The organism is Candidatus Eremiobacterota bacterium (assembly GCA_031082125.1).
Taxonomy (GTDB): Bacteria; Vulcanimicrobiota; CADAWZ01; order CADAWZ01; family Ess09-12; genus Ess09-12.
Genome location: JAVHLM010000015.1, coordinates 71,940 through 87,143 on the forward strand (window position 1 = coordinate 71,940; position 15,204 = coordinate 87,143).

General features: G+C 54.3%; 13 protein-coding genes. 2 read left to right on the top strand and 11 right to left on the bottom strand.

Annotation, left to right across the window (positions count from 1 at the left end):
• Positions 1-13: 13 nt before the first annotated feature.
• The 11 genes from RDV48_16845 to cutA all read right to left on the bottom strand — a co-directional run bounded on the left by RDV48_16845 (position 14) and on the right by cutA (position 13,887).
• Positions 14-2,347 (bottom strand): hypothetical protein, encoded by a 2,334-nt coding sequence (locus RDV48_16845; protein MDQ7824472.1) that lies wholly within the window; start codon positions 2,345-2,347, stop codon positions 14-16.
• A complete protein-coding gene (locus RDV48_16850) occupies positions 2,344-3,477 on the bottom strand; it encodes a metallophosphoesterase (protein MDQ7824473.1) in 1,134 nt (377 codons plus the stop codon). The genes RDV48_16845 and RDV48_16850 overlap by 4 nt, the downstream gene beginning before the upstream one ends.
• 73 nt (positions 3,478-3,550) lie before the next feature.
• On the bottom strand, positions 3,551-4,051 hold the full coding sequence (locus RDV48_16855) for a GNAT family N-acetyltransferase (GenBank protein ID MDQ7824474.1): 501 nt from the start codon (positions 4,049-4,051) through the stop codon (positions 3,551-3,553).
• A gap of 106 nt (positions 4,052-4,157) precedes the next feature.
• Complete coding sequence (gene dusB, locus RDV48_16860; GenBank protein ID MDQ7824475.1) at positions 4,158-5,210, bottom strand: tRNA dihydrouridine synthase DusB; 1,053 nt, start codon at positions 5,208-5,210, stop codon at positions 4,158-4,160.
• Between the two features lie 23 nt (positions 5,211-5,233).
• Positions 5,234-5,560, bottom strand: coding sequence for a BON domain-containing protein (locus RDV48_16865; protein ID MDQ7824476.1), 327 nt, complete (start codon positions 5,558-5,560; stop codon positions 5,234-5,236).
• A 41-nt stretch (positions 5,561-5,601) separates the two neighbouring features.
• Positions 5,602-7,953 (bottom strand): tubulin-like doman-containing protein, encoded by a 2,352-nt coding sequence (locus RDV48_16870; protein MDQ7824477.1) that lies wholly within the window; start codon positions 7,951-7,953, stop codon positions 5,602-5,604.
• A 31-nt stretch (positions 7,954-7,984) separates the two neighbouring features.
• Positions 7,985-8,380 carry a response regulator gene (locus RDV48_16875; protein MDQ7824478.1) on the bottom strand — a complete coding sequence of 132 codons (396 nt, stop codon included), beginning with the start codon at positions 8,378-8,380 and terminating at the stop codon, positions 7,985-7,987.
• A gap of 119 nt (positions 8,381-8,499) precedes the next feature.
• Positions 8,500-9,801: a type IV pilus twitching motility protein PilT gene (locus RDV48_16880; protein MDQ7824479.1), complete on the bottom strand. Its 1,302-nt coding sequence runs from the start codon at positions 9,799-9,801 to the stop codon at positions 8,500-8,502.
• A 14-nt stretch (positions 9,802-9,815) separates the two neighbouring features.
• Positions 9,816-10,862: a type IV pilus twitching motility protein PilT gene (locus RDV48_16885; GenBank protein MDQ7824480.1), complete on the bottom strand. Its 1,047-nt coding sequence runs from the start codon at positions 10,860-10,862 to the stop codon at positions 9,816-9,818.
• A gap of 26 nt (positions 10,863-10,888) precedes the next feature.
• Positions 10,889-13,501, bottom strand: coding sequence for a glycoside hydrolase family 38 C-terminal domain-containing protein (locus tag RDV48_16890; protein MDQ7824481.1), 2,613 nt, complete (start codon positions 13,499-13,501; stop codon positions 10,889-10,891).
• Positions 13,502-13,575: 74 nt separating this feature from the next.
• Complete coding sequence (cutA, locus tag RDV48_16895; GenBank protein ID MDQ7824482.1) at positions 13,576-13,887, bottom strand: divalent cation tolerance protein CutA; 312 nt, start codon at positions 13,885-13,887, stop codon at positions 13,576-13,578.
• A gap of 347 nt (positions 13,888-14,234) precedes the next feature.
• Between cutA and RDV48_16900 the strand changes: the two genes are divergently transcribed.
• Positions 14,235-14,417 carry a hypothetical protein gene (locus tag RDV48_16900; GenBank protein MDQ7824483.1) on the top strand — a complete coding sequence of 61 codons (183 nt, stop codon included), beginning with the start codon at positions 14,235-14,237 and terminating at the stop codon, positions 14,415-14,417.
• Between the two features lie 122 nt (positions 14,418-14,539).
• Entirely contained in the window at positions 14,540-15,181 is a 642-nt protein-coding gene (locus RDV48_16905; GenBank protein ID MDQ7824484.1) for a hypothetical protein, read from the top strand.
• Positions 15,182-15,204 lie beyond the last annotated feature (23 nt).

A 15,204-nucleotide genomic window follows, 5' to 3' on the forward strand; every position in this document is an offset into this window, starting at 1 on the left:
TCTCCCTGGCCGCTCACCTTGTGGTGATGACAAGGATGCCCTCTTTTTCGCGCTCGTCATAGGGGGCTTCCCGTGCTGTAAGCGCGCCTTTTATACGATCCAGGAGCGCCTTTTCTTTCGTAAGACACACTATCTGAAAGGCTTTTGACAGGTCCAGGAGCTCTCTTACCGCCTCTTCAATGGGGAGGGGGCCGTCAGTGCTCAGGATATCGTCCAGGAAAAGGGGGTATTGTTCATTTTTTATGGTCACAAGGATGCTTCCATAGACTATAAGGGCATGGTAAAAAAGCCTGGAGGGCTCACTGCTTTCCAGGGCGGCCTCCAGGTCGCCTCCCGCGGGCATGAGGGACTCAATAAGCTTTTCGTCCGAGGGGTGGGGGAGAGCGCTGCACTGACTTCTGAGGGCATCTTTCAGGCGGGGGATGAAGTCCCCGGAAAGGTAGTCTCTCCGTGCCTCTTCCAGGATGCTCCTGGCAAGAGCGACAGCCTCGCGCCTTTGTTTGAGCTCCCCGACCCGGTTCCTCAGGCTGTCGAGCTCCTCGTCGAGCTCGGGGAGGGATTTTTCCCCGGGGCTTGAGGGGGGAAGACGTTCCTCCATCTCATGAATCACTGCCTGATAGTCCGATATTACGGCGTCAAGCTCCAGGAGCTTCACCATGTCCTCATTGAGAGCATGGCTTTTATCTTCAAGCATTGCCCTGAGAGCGGCGCTTGCCCCCTGAAAGGTCTTGTCAAGCTGGCTTTTCGCAGGCGACTCTCTCTCGATATCGTCAGTAATCCTGCGGTATTCGATGCGCAGGAATTCCTGTTCCTGCTGGAGCGCCTGAGCCTTTCTGTAATTCTCCTTGAACTGCCCGATGACCTCTGCCGAGACAGGCGCGTCCTGGGAAAGCACCCCGCTCTTTTCAAGAATTTTACGGATCTCCATCTCAAGAGAGCTCGTTTTCACTGAGGTCTCCGATTCATCGGAATCAAAAGAGCGGGTGATCCTGCTGAGGCTGTCGAGGTCCTTCTTGGCTCCCTGGAATTCTCTGAAGCGGGTGCGCAGATCAAAGGACACGGTGACTCCTGCCTCCTTGAGAATCTCCGAGAGGGCCTCCTTTGACTTATCTATATCGCTCTTGAGCTCCATGATCTCTTTCTTCCCGCGGTTCATCTCGTTGACAAATCGTTTCTTCTGCTGGTTGTACTTGTAAAATTCATAGAACATGAAGATGCACGCAAGCGATGAGACAAGGAGCGGCACCTCCAGCATGGGGAAGCTTGTGTGAATCTGGGCAGAGCCGAGAGCAACAACAAGAAGGGTGAAAAAATAAGCGGGGATGAGGTATGATATGGCCCTTCCTCTCAGCCTTTTAGCCTCCTGTTCCTTCTCCTCCACGACCTCCCACTTTTCATTGATAATCTTTGCCCTGCTGACGCTTCTCTCAAGGGTGGTGAGGAGGGAGTCAAATTCCTCGAAGGAGGAATATTTTTCAAATCCCTTGGTGTAGTGAGAGATGATTGACTGGAGCTCTTTCTCCTTATCCAGAATCTCGGCCTTGAGATGCTCTTTCTCCTGCGATGACGAGTCCTTGATGATTATTATGCTTTCGTATTCATTGATAAGCGTGAGGATGGAGTTATCCATGGTGAGGAGATACTCATAATCCCTGAGGGCTTCCCTCAGGGCACTTGCCTTCTGAGTGACGGATTCCTTTGACTCCTTGAGGCTCTTGAGGCGGGCCTCATTCTCCCTCATGCGGGATGAGTGCTCCCGGTACTCCTTGAGAAGCTCGTAAAGCCGCGCCGCATTTTCCTTGGGGATGGAATCCTCTGTCCTTATCTTGTCCTTCATCAGCATGGAGAGCTTTTTTTCAAGCTTTGCAATGGTCGTGGAGATCGTCACAAAGCGCTCTCTCCTCTCCCTGAGGGATTTAATGTCATTTTCCAACGAGCTCATGCTCAGGAGAAGGGATCCTATGGCACCTGATCCGTCAGAATCTGAGCCGATATGAGAAAGCTCCGCATCGAGACGCTTCAGCGGGTTACTCTGTGGAGGATTTTCACTGCCTGAATCGGCCATGGAGAGGAAGAGCGACGAGAAGCGGGAAGGATCGTCCAGGTGCTTCATGAGCATGCCGTTAAAAAGAAGGGAAGGGGGGAAAGCACTGTCCGGCAAAGGTGGCGGGGCACCACCCTCTTCCGGGCAGACTATCAGAGAGGCTTCCCGGCTTTCCGATTCCCCGCAGGTGCTGCTGCCGCTGACAAGGACCTTGCCGGCGCCGCAGAGTATGATATTGCATTGAGGTGAGAGAGGGAGGCTCTCACCGCCTGCGTTGATGCTGACCAGCCTGGTTACCTTCATTGCGCAACACTTTCTTGCGGGGAAAAAGCCTCAATTCCCACAGACAGGCTCTCGGCAAGCAGGAGGAGTTCCTCCCTGCCTGCCCTTTCCATCCTTTTTTCAATGGCGCCGACAAATGCCGTTAAGGTTGAAGGGCTCCCTTTCATTGATTTCATGTCCTGAATGATGGCCGCCTCGTTGAAGACGGAGACACCGAAAAAGTGAGGGGCAAGATCATCCCTGATTCTTTTGATGCCTGCTGCCAGTGAAGGTGAAATGCTTCCGGTAAGGACTATCCTTACCACGGAAGAACTCCAGTCCTTTTCCTTTGCCATGGTCCTCACCCGCTCAAGGAGCTTTTCACTGGTCTCTGCCGGTGAGCACTCAACAGGTAGAGTGAAGTATCTTCGCTTGAAGGCTGGCAGCAGCCTTGTCTCTGTTCCTTCCTGGGTTATTCTTGCCACAATGATCCCTTTTTCCCCGGTATCATGGAAGGAGCGGAAATCTGGAGCCCCGCAGTAGCAGGCACAGGAATTTCCCTCCCCGGGGGAAAGCCTCCGGTAATCATGAAGATGGCCAAGGGCAATATAATTGACAGGGCACTGGGCAAGTTCACTGCCGCTGAAGGGGAGACAGACTGTTTTTCCCGCGGGGGCGATCTCTGTGTCGGTGCCATGAAACATCAGAATCTGGAGAAACTCCTTTTTCCTTGCGGCAAAGCTTTTCATGATAGGGTAAGAATCGTCGCCGGACTTGTTGGCAGCCCCATGGATTACAAGCTTTTTTTCCTTTATCTCAATAGCCTTCAGCCTGTTGGTGTTAAAGATTATGGTATTGGGAGGCCAGTCTGAATAAGAGTAGGGGGAGTCGGCAGTGAAAGGATCCTTGTTTCCCGGCGCTATCACCACGGGGAGAGGGTCAAGGGCCTTGATCTTCTCCTTGATGAAAGCGATGGTCCCGGGGCTCACCAGGGAGTGATCAAAGAGATCACCGGCGATGAGGACCACATCAACTTTTTCCCCCCTGGCAGTTTCAAGGATTTCTGTGAACAGCTCCCTTGTCTCCTGCCTTCTCTGCTCCCCGCGGCCCGGTGTGAGCGGAAACTTGCCGTCAAGGTGAATGTCCGAGCAATGGAGGGCTCTAATTTCCACTATTGCTGCTCCTGTTTTTCCTGGTCAGTATTGTCTTCTTGGACGGCATGAGGTGGCGGGATCTCCCTCCTGTTCAGGGCTGTGCGCACTCAAATCTTATCCATATGAGGTTTTCCTTAAGGTTTTCGTCAAAATACTCATAGGTATAGGCAAGCTCATAGCCGAATTTTTCCAGCAGCTCCCTGTGCCTTGTAAAGAGCTCGTAAGCGTTTTTCCTTGCAATGCCCTCTACGGGAAGTCCCCAGCGGCTGTCCTTGTTCATGTCTTTCTTGAATGCCTTGAGGAGCTTGAAAAGGCCGGAGCGGAAGTCGGGAAGAACCACAATATCGTCAATGAAGACCACGTCTTCCTGGATGTATTCCTTTACATGGGATTCATCCAGCCAGGCGGTAATATAGCCAACGAGCTTGTCATCATCAATGAGGCCCCAGCTGAGATTCCCCTTGTCCTGCTCGCTCTTGGCCAGGTTGCTCTTGATGGTGTCCTCGCCGTGCCTGAAGGGCGGAGCGTAGACCTCGCTTTCAAGAGATGCAACGTTCTGGGCGTATTTGGGTGAAAGCCTTACCAGTTTCATGTATTTACCGGCTCCCTTTAAAATGTTTCTCCTTTATTTTACAATAGCAGAAATATTCCTGCCATGGAGATGAGGGAATATGGCCTCTATCTGGAAAGGCGGCTTGTTATGCATTGACGCCCATGGAGCTCTCGAAGCGCTCCGCCAGTTCCCGGGGGTGGGGAATTTCAGCCTCGGGCCGGCCATTGAGGCCTGAGATATAATCACGGTATTTTTCAATCAAAGCCACGAGGCCATTGCAGGAATTCTGGTGAAAAATGAGGTCCCTCATCCTGGATGCAAGGGGCATCCCCTTCAAATACCACACCAGGTGCTTTCTTATGGTTTTCGAAGCGGAGCTTTCGCCGGCAAGCTCCCTGGCAAGGGCGATATGCCGAAGCATGACGGGGAATTTCTCCTCTGTGGCGGGTTCCTCATGGGCCAGGCCCAGGCATGCGCGGGCAGCATTTCTCAAGAGCCATGGATTTCCCATGGCGCCTCTTCCTATCATAACCGCATCACAGCCACTCTCTCTCATCCTTGTCGCGGCGTCGGGAGGCGTTTTCACATCGCCGTTCCCGATAACGGTGACAGCAACGGTGTTCTTGACCTGGGCTACGATCTCCCAGTCGGCTTTCCCTGAAAAGCCCTGCTCGATGGTTCTCCCGTGGACGGCAAGGGCGGCGATGCCGGAGTCTTCAGCGATTTTTGAAAAAAGAAGTGCTCTTTTCGGGTCCTCACTGAATCCCATGCGCATTTTGAGCGTTACAGGGAGGGTAACGGCCTTTACGACGGCTTTCATGACTGCACCTGCCACCTCGGGCTCTCTCAGCAGGGCAGAGCCTTCACGTTGCTTGAGCACCTTTCTCACCGAGCATCCCATGTTGATGTCAATTGCCTGGGCCCCCATGTCCTCGAGGATTTTTGCGGCCTCGGCCATAAGGGAGGCATCGCGTCCCAGGATCTGCACGCTTGTGGGAGTGTCCCTCGGATCGAAGCGGAGAAGATATTTTTTCCGGGATTTTGCATGGACAAGGCTCTGGCTGCTCACCATCTCGGCGCATGAAAGCCCCTCGTGAAAGCTTCGCACTACCAGGCGGAAGGCAAGATCGGTGACGCCTGCCATAGGGGCGAGGACTACAGGGCTTTTTATCTCAATGGGGCCTATCCTAAAGCTCATGGAAGGGGCCGATTCCGTTGCTGCTATTCACTTGGGGCCACCTGGAGGTTATTCACCACCTTGTTGATACCCCTGGTCTTGAGGGCAATGGCTTCCGCCCTTTTCTTCGCTTCCTCGGAGTTTACGGTGCCGGTGAGGGTTGCGGTGTCGTTCTGGACAGTCACCTGGATTCCTGCCGAGGCGAGCTCGGGGTCAGTGTTCAGGGCTGACTTGAGAGCCGTCACATGGGAAGTGTCCAGCGGCTGGATGCTGCTCGGGGGCTGAGGCGGCGGGGCACAGCCTCCGGTCATGGCCATAAGGGTGAGGAGCGCTCCTGCGAAAAGTATCATAAGGCTCAATGCAATTCTCATCAGATTCCTCCTTGATTCCATGTGGATTTCCCGGGACGGCATCAGGGTGAGCTTTTCACCGTGAGGACAGGCTCCCCTTCATCATTCCCTCCTTTTTCGCCGGAGAGGTTGAACTGGTGCCTTTTCTGCAGGGCTGCCGCCTGCGCGGGCCATTTGCTCCCTTTGAGATCCTTTACGGTGATCCCGGCATAGTGCGCCAGGGCTGAAATCCTGCTCTCATCGCATATGTCGGCGCACTCAAGCATGGCATTCCCCAGGGCGTCCAGCTTCTTCACCAGCCTCATTGACGCTTCGGACTGAGGATAGGTTCCCTCGTGGAATGCCACGGTTGTTCGTATCCGCATGTTTTCGCCTTTCAGCAGCGGTGCCAGCCGCGGGGCTGCGCGCTGGAGAAGCTGTTCAATCAACGAGTCCTGTGCTCCTTCGGTACAGAGCTCATTGAAGAACTCCACCACCGGTTTTTCGCTAATCTGGTTAAAACACTGCCTTGCCTTGGAGGAGAGGGCTTCCAGGGCGTTATTCCTGAGGTCTCTGAGGATGCGCTTGTTGGAGAGATCGACAAGATCCAAAGGGATAAGGGAGAGCATCGAGGAGATCACTTCAGTGATGGTCTTCTCCTCGCTCCCTGTATTATCCTGGTATATGGCTTCCAGGGCGTTCCCCTTCACAAAGGAGATGGTGAGGGGATCACCCAGTGGCGGGAAAAACTCCTCCTCGTTGAGCTGCTTCGAGAGGAGATCATAAACTTCAATGAGGGAGTCCACAGGTTCCCGGTACTGTGAGAGGAATTCACGCATGAGATGGTAATACTCAAGGCCCGATGTGAGAATGTGAAGAAGAAGGCGCTCGGCAAAGGACAGCTCCGAGACTTTCCAGAGCTTTTCAAAAAGAGCGTGAAACTTCGCCTTGTGCAGGAAAAAGAGAGGCGTTTTCACGAGCTTTTTCAGCGCTCTGCCAAGGGCCACCCGCTCTCTTTCCAGCTCGTCAATCTTCAGGGCGCTTGCCTGTATCCTGTTTTCCACCTGCTTGGTAGCCCTGTTGCAGAATGAGGTCAGGGAGGCAAGAGCCCCTTTCAGCTTTAAAAGCCCCACGTGGCTGTCACTCGCCATCTCCAGCAGAAGCCGGGAGATCTCTTTTTTGTGGAGTGACCCCATCTCTTTCATCTTCATGTTGAGGGTCGATGACGACTCGTTCAGCTCCTCTGCGGAGAGCCTGCGGTATTCTTCGTCAAACTTCTCGGCAAGGTCATCCTTTCTGGAGGTCTCAATAAGCTCCTTGAGCTGCCGTCCCAGGTGCCATGCTGTCTCCTTGGGCTTCCCCATTCTCCTGGAGAACTCCTCGTCGGCCTTCTCGGGGTTTTTTATCTCCATGATGCGGAAGAACTTCCTGAGGGCCTCGTCGGTCTGGGAGGCGGCCTCTTTTCTCCCCCACATCTGGAGGGCCCTCAGGCTCAGCCTCCTTGAGCACCATTCAATGATTTCCCTGTGGGGAAAGAGAAGCTCCGCCATGCCGAAGGTAATAAGGGGAAGATCGAGGTAGAGGCTGAGCTGATCCCTTGTGCTTTTCAGGTATGGCGAGAAAAAAGGATCAAGCTCCATGGACAGGTAGCTCTGAAGAAGCTGCATGGCCTCCTCGTCCTCCTCTTCTCCAGGGGAGAGAGGAAGCACGTAAGCGAGGTGAAAGGGTTTTCCCGGCGCAGGGCAGGGCACACCGGGCAGGGCCTGCATGCTCCTGCCGGCATAGAGGGACTGAAGCTCCTCAAGGGCGGCACCCATCACGGCATATTGATCGTCCGTAAGGCACAGGGGCCTGCCGGGCTGTTCCATTGGATAGAGAAGGAGGGAGATGATTCTCACAGGCCCTTCAATATTCCCCGTCTCCTCCCTGAGCAGCGTCGCCATATCCCAAAGAATCCCCGTGGAAGATGACTCCCAGAGGGAAGAGATGATATAGACCGTCACCCCCTCGTCAATGGGGATGTTCAGGGCCTCTGCCGCGCTCTTCCTCGTAAGTGGGGAGGTTATCGCCGCGAGATGCCTGCGGCAGAGCGCCCTCAGGCCCTCTATATGTTGATAAAAGGCCATGCGGTAATGATGCCTGGTAATGCCGCCGCCTGCCGCGCTTTTCCCCGGCCCCTCCTCCGGGCAAGAACCCGGCGGGGCCTGGAAGCTTTCAGAGCCATCATAGAACAGCTGGACCGCTGGTGAACTCTGGGAGTGCGCGCTGCCAAGAGATATAAACTGGAAAAGCGGAGGCTCTTCCGCCGGCGGGAACCTTTTTTTCACCAGATCCATGAGGGCACCCACGGTTCTGCCGCCGTATTCGCCAAGGCCGATGAAAAGTGTGGGGCTCACTCCCCTGTAAGAATATGAAGATGGTGTGCTCTTTTTCAAGGTGTTCTCTGCCTCTTGTAAGGATGGGGAGCTAGGGAAGCTCCCGGGCCGCACGGTGCTCTATAAGGTTTTTTATCTCATCGAGCAGGAGGGTGTGCTCAAAGGGCTTCATTATGAAGCTCGTGGCGCCGTCATGAATCTCCTTGAGGGACTCCACGTCGGCTTCCTTGGCCGTGAGCAGTATTATGGGGACTTTTTTGGTGCCGGGAATTGTCCTGAGCTTCTTGCGCAGCTCATATCCGTCCATTTCCGGCATCAGGATATCGGATATCACCAGGTGATAGGAATTGTTTTCAGCCTTTACCAGCGCCTCGCTCCCGCTGTTCACCATGTCAACCTCGTAATTTTCCATCTCGAGGTAAAGCTTCAAGGACCTGGCGAAGTCCTTTTCATCGTCAACGAGGAGAAGTCTCTTTTTCTCTTCCATTGAATTCTGTCCTTTCCTTGCGGGGATTTCGCACCCGGAGCATGCTACTTACCATATCTTTGACATAGGTTTCCTCCAGTCCTTCAACATTCCCGGCAGTGAAGCCCGGCATCTTCGCGTCACTGCAGAAGGCCTGCCCTTTTGAACACGCTCATGTCATTGGCCCTTAAAAGAGCGTCCTCCTTCTTGATGATGCCGTTTTTCACAAAGTCCACCAGCACGGTGTCCATGGACTGCATCCCCTCGCTTTTTCCCATCGTGATGAATGACGGGATCTGGGTGGTCTTGCCTTCGCGGATAATATTGGAGAGGCCCGTATTGGCGATAAGTATCTCAATGGCCGCTGTTCTTCCCTTTCCGTCAGCCGTTTTCAGCAGCTGCTGCGCAATAATGGCCCTGAGGGACTGCGAGAGCTGGAGGCGTACCTGCTCCTGCTGCTTGGCGGGGAATACGTCGATCATCCTGTCAATCGTCTTTGTGGCGTTGTTGGTATGGAGCGTGCCCATGACGAGCACTCCCATCTGCGCTGCCGTGAGGGCCAGCGAGATTGTCTCCAGGTCGCGCAGCTCGCCCACGAGAATCACGTCGGGATCCTCCCTGAGGGCGGCCCTGAGGGCATCGGCAAATGAGAGGGTGTGATGGCCCACTTCGCGGTGGGTGATGAGGCAGTTGATCGATTGATGGGTGAACTCCACGGGGTCCTCGATGGTGATGATGTGGCCTTTCTTGTTCCTGTTGATGTGGTTTATCATCGAGGCCATCGTGGTGCTCTTCCCTGAGCCCGTGGGCCCAGTAACGAGGATGATGCCTTTTCTTGACATGGAAATGGACTTGATCACCTCGGGAAGCCTCAGCTCGTCTGCCGTGGGGATCTTGCTGGGGATAATCCTGAAGACCCCGCCTATTCCCCGGTGGTGCTTAAGAAAGTTTGCCCTGAACCGGGCTACATCCTTTATCTCGTAAGCAAAATCCAGGTTCCCGCACTCGTTGAAGGTCTGCCTCTGCGAGTCGTTGATAAGCCCGTAAAGGCAGCGTTCCGCTGTATCCTTCGTGATATTCTCCATGTTCACAAATGCCATGTCTCCCTTGATGCGGTATATGGGGGGGGAGCCTGTCTCGAAGTGGAGGTCTGAAGCCCCGATTTCCACCATTTTAGTAAGGAGGGCCTTCATGGAGAACTCCGGGAAGGTGAGATCGATGGTCTTTCTTGCTTCCTTCACGGGGACGATAAGGGGCATCATGTGCTCCTCGGCCGCGGCTTCATGCGGCGGGGCCGTATGAGCCGGCTCATGGTGGGCCGTGGGTTCCGGCGCCCTGCTCTCAGCGGCGGCAGTCAGCGTCTCGTCCTGGATCGGCAGTGTGGAGGAGCCCTCCGCGGGGCCATCCTTCTGGAAATTCTTGAATTTGGAGAAAAACTTCATGTCCGTTCCCGCCTTTACTGGAATTGTTGAGGATCAACGCATCTCTCGAAGGCCTCGTCCCTGGTGATAAGGCCCTGTTCCAGGAGCTCCCTGAGAGAGATGTCCATCATCTGCATGCCGTGCTTCTTGCCCATCTGCATCACCGACGTAAGCTGGTAGTTCTTGCCATCCCGGATCATGTTGGCGACGCTGGGATTTGAGAAGAGCAGCTCGTAGGCGCATACCCTCCCGGTTCCATCGGCCTTGGGAATGAGCTGCTGCGATACAATCCCCCTGATTGACTCGGAGAACATCGTCCTTATCTGGGACTGCTGGTCCGAGGGGAAGGCGTCAATGATCCTGTCGATGGTCTGTATGGCATTGTTGGTATTAAGGGTGCCGAAGACCAGGTGGCCTGTCTCTGCGGCAGTGATGGCAAGCTGGATAGTCTCCAGGTCGCGCATCTCGCCGATCATGATCACGTCGGGGTCCTCACGGAGAGCTCCCTTGAGGGCCAGGTTGAAGGAAGAGACGTGCATGCCTAGCTGCCGCTGGATGACCAGTGAATTCTTGTTCTCGTGAACATATTCAATTGGATCCTCCACGGTAATAATGTGGAGTGAGCGCTCTTCATTGATGATGTCGATAAGGCATGCAAGGGTGGAGGTTTTCCCGCAGCCGCTGGGGCCCGTGACCAGCACAAGGCCCTGGTGGAAATGGGTGAGGTTTCTCATCACCTCGGGAAAGCCAAGGGACTGAAGCGTGGGGATGGCCGTGGGGATCCACCGGAATACCAGGTTGAGGCCGTTCTTCTGGAAGAAGGAATTGGAGCGGAAGCGGTGTCCCAGCGCTTCTGAGCGGTAAATGAAATCCACGCTCGTGTTCCTGAAAAGGGCTTCCTTATCCTCGTTGGAGAGAATCTCCAGAGCCATTTCCCTTACATTGTCGGGAGGCAGGGGCGGGGCATCGGTGAGCTCGAGCTGCCCATGGATCCTTATCATGGGGCAGAATCCCGAAGCAAGGTGGAGGTCAGACCCGCTCACCTTGATCATTGCATCCAGATACTTGTCTACAGCTTTCATAGAGATCAGCTCCTGTTCCTGCAGTATTATTGTCTTTCAATCTCCAGGGTGATGATTTTCTTCGGGTCCACGTTGAATGGCCTGTCAATGGCATTGAGGGTGCCTGTCCTCTCCTCGTTGAGCGTCACATGGTAATATCCTTTTGCCGGAAAGCCGCAGGCCAGGGTTCCGTCCAGGGGTTTTCCTGACGGATTATGGAGCCGCAGGATAATGCTGTCGTTGTGCTCACCTTTCTTGAATGCTGAAATGAGGAGCGTTTCGGGCTTTACCGAGAGATAGCTGCGCGAGGGGGGCAGCGCGCCCTTATGCCTGCTGGTGAAGGTGCCCCGGAGGGGGACGTCAAAACAGAGCGCCTGTGCGGAAAAATGCTCGGGCTCCCGTGAGGCCTCGGCTATGACCAGGCTATAGCTGAAACGGAATTCATCGATGCACTGCGCGAGCGGCGTGGGTATCTTAGGTCCTGCCTCGACGCCTCTCCCTATGATGTCATGCCGCGAGAGCCATCCCACGGAGCGGATAAGAGTCATGATCACCTGGAGGCGCTTGCTCCCCCTGTGAATCTCCACTTCCGGGATACCCTTGTTGAAGAGGGCCAGTGAATGCGCCGCATCCCTGAGAAGAAGGAGGCGTCCCTGGGGAAAAGTTCTGGCAGGCTCTTCGATCCATCCTCCAGAGGAGGGCCTCGAGAGGCTCCTGGTCACAAGATCAAAGGGAGCCTCTGCCGTTGCCGTGAGCTTCCCTTCCCCGATTTCGAGCGGGAAGACCACCTTGAGGCGGTGATCGCGAGCGTTGTTTTTCAAGTGAAGAGAGAAGTCGATCCTCTCCAGGCCTTCAAAGAGAGAGACCCTGAGCGAGAAGGGGCACTCCTGGAGGGTGGCGCTTCTGGACTTCCTGTCAGGGGCAAGCCCCTCGGGAAGGGCAAGCAGGCCCTTGATCTCTATGGTTTTCTGCACCGGGCCGTCGGCGACAAGCGAGCACGTGAGATCTCTCAAGGGATCCTTGAGGACCATATCGCCGGGAAGGGGTGAGAAATTGTATTCGTCACCGCAGTCGGCCTCGTCCATGAATCCCGAGAGATAGGGGAACTTCCTGCCGGTGCGCTTTTCCACCGCGTAAAGCCTGTCGATGGGGTTCCATCCCACCTCATAAAAGCGGTTCTCTATGGCAAGCTCTTCCTTTTCCTGCGGAGGTGGCTGCGGCTCTCCCGGTTGCTCTTTCGAGGGGACCAGGTAGAAGGTCCTGTAGCCCATGGGGGGCATCTCTCCGGCGGTAAAGGCATAATTCCTCTCTTCGACGGGATCTCTCGACATGTGGGGATAGGAGCCCTCCTGCTCCGTCTTGCCGGTGAGCTGCAGCGGATGCTCCTCTCCCTTCTCATCGACGAGGCAGAGGGCTTCAGGGAGGTTCTGGCATGCGAGCTTGATCTGCACGGGCTCCGTTCTTGTGTAGGGGAGGGAGTTGAAGATCACGAGGGTCTCCCCCTCAGGAATGTTTTCCTGCAGGGTGGAAACGGCATCGCACATCAGGGACATTGACTCGTTCCTGATGTAGTTTCCCAGCTGCTTGACCTTGTGGAACCGCATGATGTTCTCTTCAAAGACCTCGTCGGTGCCACAGCCGCATATGCTGTCATGGGCATGATTCTGAAGGAGCAGCTCCCACGCCATGAGCAGAGCCCTGTGCGGGTAAGCATTCCCTTCCAGGTGGCTCAATGTGGCAAGGGGCTCGGCCCAGTGGGCCAGGAGGTTCTCTATGGCATGGTTCATCAGCTTGAGCTTCATCCTGGTGGAAAGCACACCGGAGAGAATGGGAAAATGGCGCGAGTCTCTCAGCTCGCCTTCAAGTGTGGGGAAATGCCGGCTGTCCTCCTTTTTCACCGCCAGGGAATATTCCTCAAAACCGGAGATCCTGATGGAGCTGAAGAGGTTCTTCCCGGCGAGGGAGCGGACCACCTCGACTACATGGGGCTGGGGCCAGTGGTGATCGCCGCCATGATTGAGGAGCACATTCCCTGTTGAGAGAAAAGGCTGAAGGTAGCGCACTTCCCGGAGCACACGGCTCTCTGCCACGGCAGTTTCCTGGGGCAGGTAGCCCAGGTTGTTGTAAGCGAGAAGCTGTACCGTGGCGAGCACTTCAGTGCCGTCGCTCCCCTTCCATCGGTATTCCGATTTCCGGGGCTGATCGCCTATACCCCTGGTGAAGATGGCATGATCAATGCCAAATCCTTTGAGGATCTGCGGCAGTTGGGAGATATGGCCGAAGGAGTCGGGCACGTAGCCGATTTTCATTACTTTGCCGAAGTAGTCAGCCATTTTATGCCCGATGAGGAGGTTCCTCACCAGGGCTTCACCGCTTACCAGGTATTCATCGGGGAGCGTGTACCAGGGCCCCACCAGGAGGCGCCCTTCCCTTACCAGCTTCTCGATGCGCTCTTCGTGCTCCGGGTAATAGTCAAGGTAATCCTTCAGTATTACGGCCTGGCCGTCAAGCACGAAGGCATGGTATTCCTTGTCATGCTCCATAGCCTCGACAAGGCTCAGGAGCATATCGGTGAGCTTTTTCCTGAAAATCTCGTAGGGAACATACCACTCCCTATCCCAGTGGGTGTGGGGCACAATAAATACGGAAAGTGATTCCATGGCCACCTCCTGGAATTGGCTTCTTGCAGGCAGTTATTCAAGAGTCATCATCAGAGGTCCGTTCGGCAAAGGGTCTATTTCTGCTGAGTGACTGATAAGAGCCAGTTGGCGTACTTGCTGTTCCATTCCTTTATCTCTATGCTTGCCACTTCGGGGACTTCGAAGCTGTTGAGCTCTTCGATCCTTTTCTCAACTTTCCAGATGAGCTCCTCCCTTGTTCTCAATATGAGCAGGACTTCCTGCTGGGAGATCATCTCACCTTTCCACCAGAGCTTCGTAATGACACCGGGAACATGATTCGCGCTCGCTATCAGCCTCTCTTTGAGGAGGGTGTCGGTGATATGATCGGCCTCCTCCAATCTGCATGTGGACAGCACTATTCTCATCCTTGCCTCTCTCTATAAAGGGTCTCATCTTCTTTCTTGAGAATTCACCAAGTGCCCGTGATTTCCTTCATGGGACCGTTACCATACTGGCGCGCCTTGGAGAATGCGGACCTGCTGTTTCCCCGCGGGAACAGGGAAATGCTTTTCCTTGCAAAGATGAGAAGGATTTTTTCTCTGCAGGAATAAATATATTGAGATCATCGATTGAAGGTGAACACCACTACAGGTTGTCAAATGCGGGGGGGGGGAAGCAGATCTTTACTGCCCGTGAGGGGAATTCTTCGGTGCTGTTCCCTGGGAACTTGAGAAACATTATTTTTTTATGAATCAAGGAGGATGAGAACAGGATGGATTTAAAGACAGTTCTGATGATTGTATGGACCATTTTTTTCCTGGCCTTTGGGGTATATCTCAACACAATGTTCAAAGCACTGGCAGGCGAACTTGAGAAAACCAATCTCCTTCTTACGGTGATTGCCAACAAGCAGGGAGCAACAGAAGATGATGTGAGGGCCGCTCTTAAGAAATAGGCTTCCGGGAGAATGCACCGGCCTCTTTTTCAAGATCAATGATCTGCCAGGATGGCGCCCCGTCAAATCCTTTTCTCATAGCCCTGGTTTCAATTTTTCCTCCGAGATGGACAGGTGTCAAGGTGGATATTCCTGCGATTCTCAAGTCCACTCTTGTAAAGATAGGCCGAACCATAGAGTTTCTGATCACCGGTCAGAGTGAGTTCAAGATAACGACCTCAGAGTTTGAGGTGAATGACAAGCCCAATGTCAGGGATCTCACCGTGGCGAAGAAGCTCCTTGAAGAGATGAAGAGCCTTCTTGCCGGGCAGTATGGTATAAAGGTCACTTACCCCGTAGTGATTGAGCTCATCAAGGAACAGAGGATCTGGGAGTATTCCTTTTCATGGTGTGCCGGATCCCTGGGAAAATACCGCTCCCACCTGATGTTTGACGAAAAGTATCACATGGTATATATCCTGAGCGGTCTCAAGAGGGAGCGCTTCAAGGCCATACTGGCTCACGAACTCACCCATGCCTTTCTCTATGAAAAGAAGCTCTTCACTGAAAACAAGAGTTTCAGGGAAGCAATGGCCCGGTGGGTGGAATACAGGATTCTTCTCTCCGAGGGGGAAAAACATGAAGCAGGGAAGCTCCTGAAAATAAAGAGCTGGATGTACGGCAGGGGGATAGTGAAAATACTGGCCCTGGAGAAGAAGGTGGGCAGGGAGCACCTCGTGGCGCACCTCCTCTCTCTCAGGGAACAGACGCTGCGCGAGGTATAGGTAACGGCATTAAAAGCCCATTG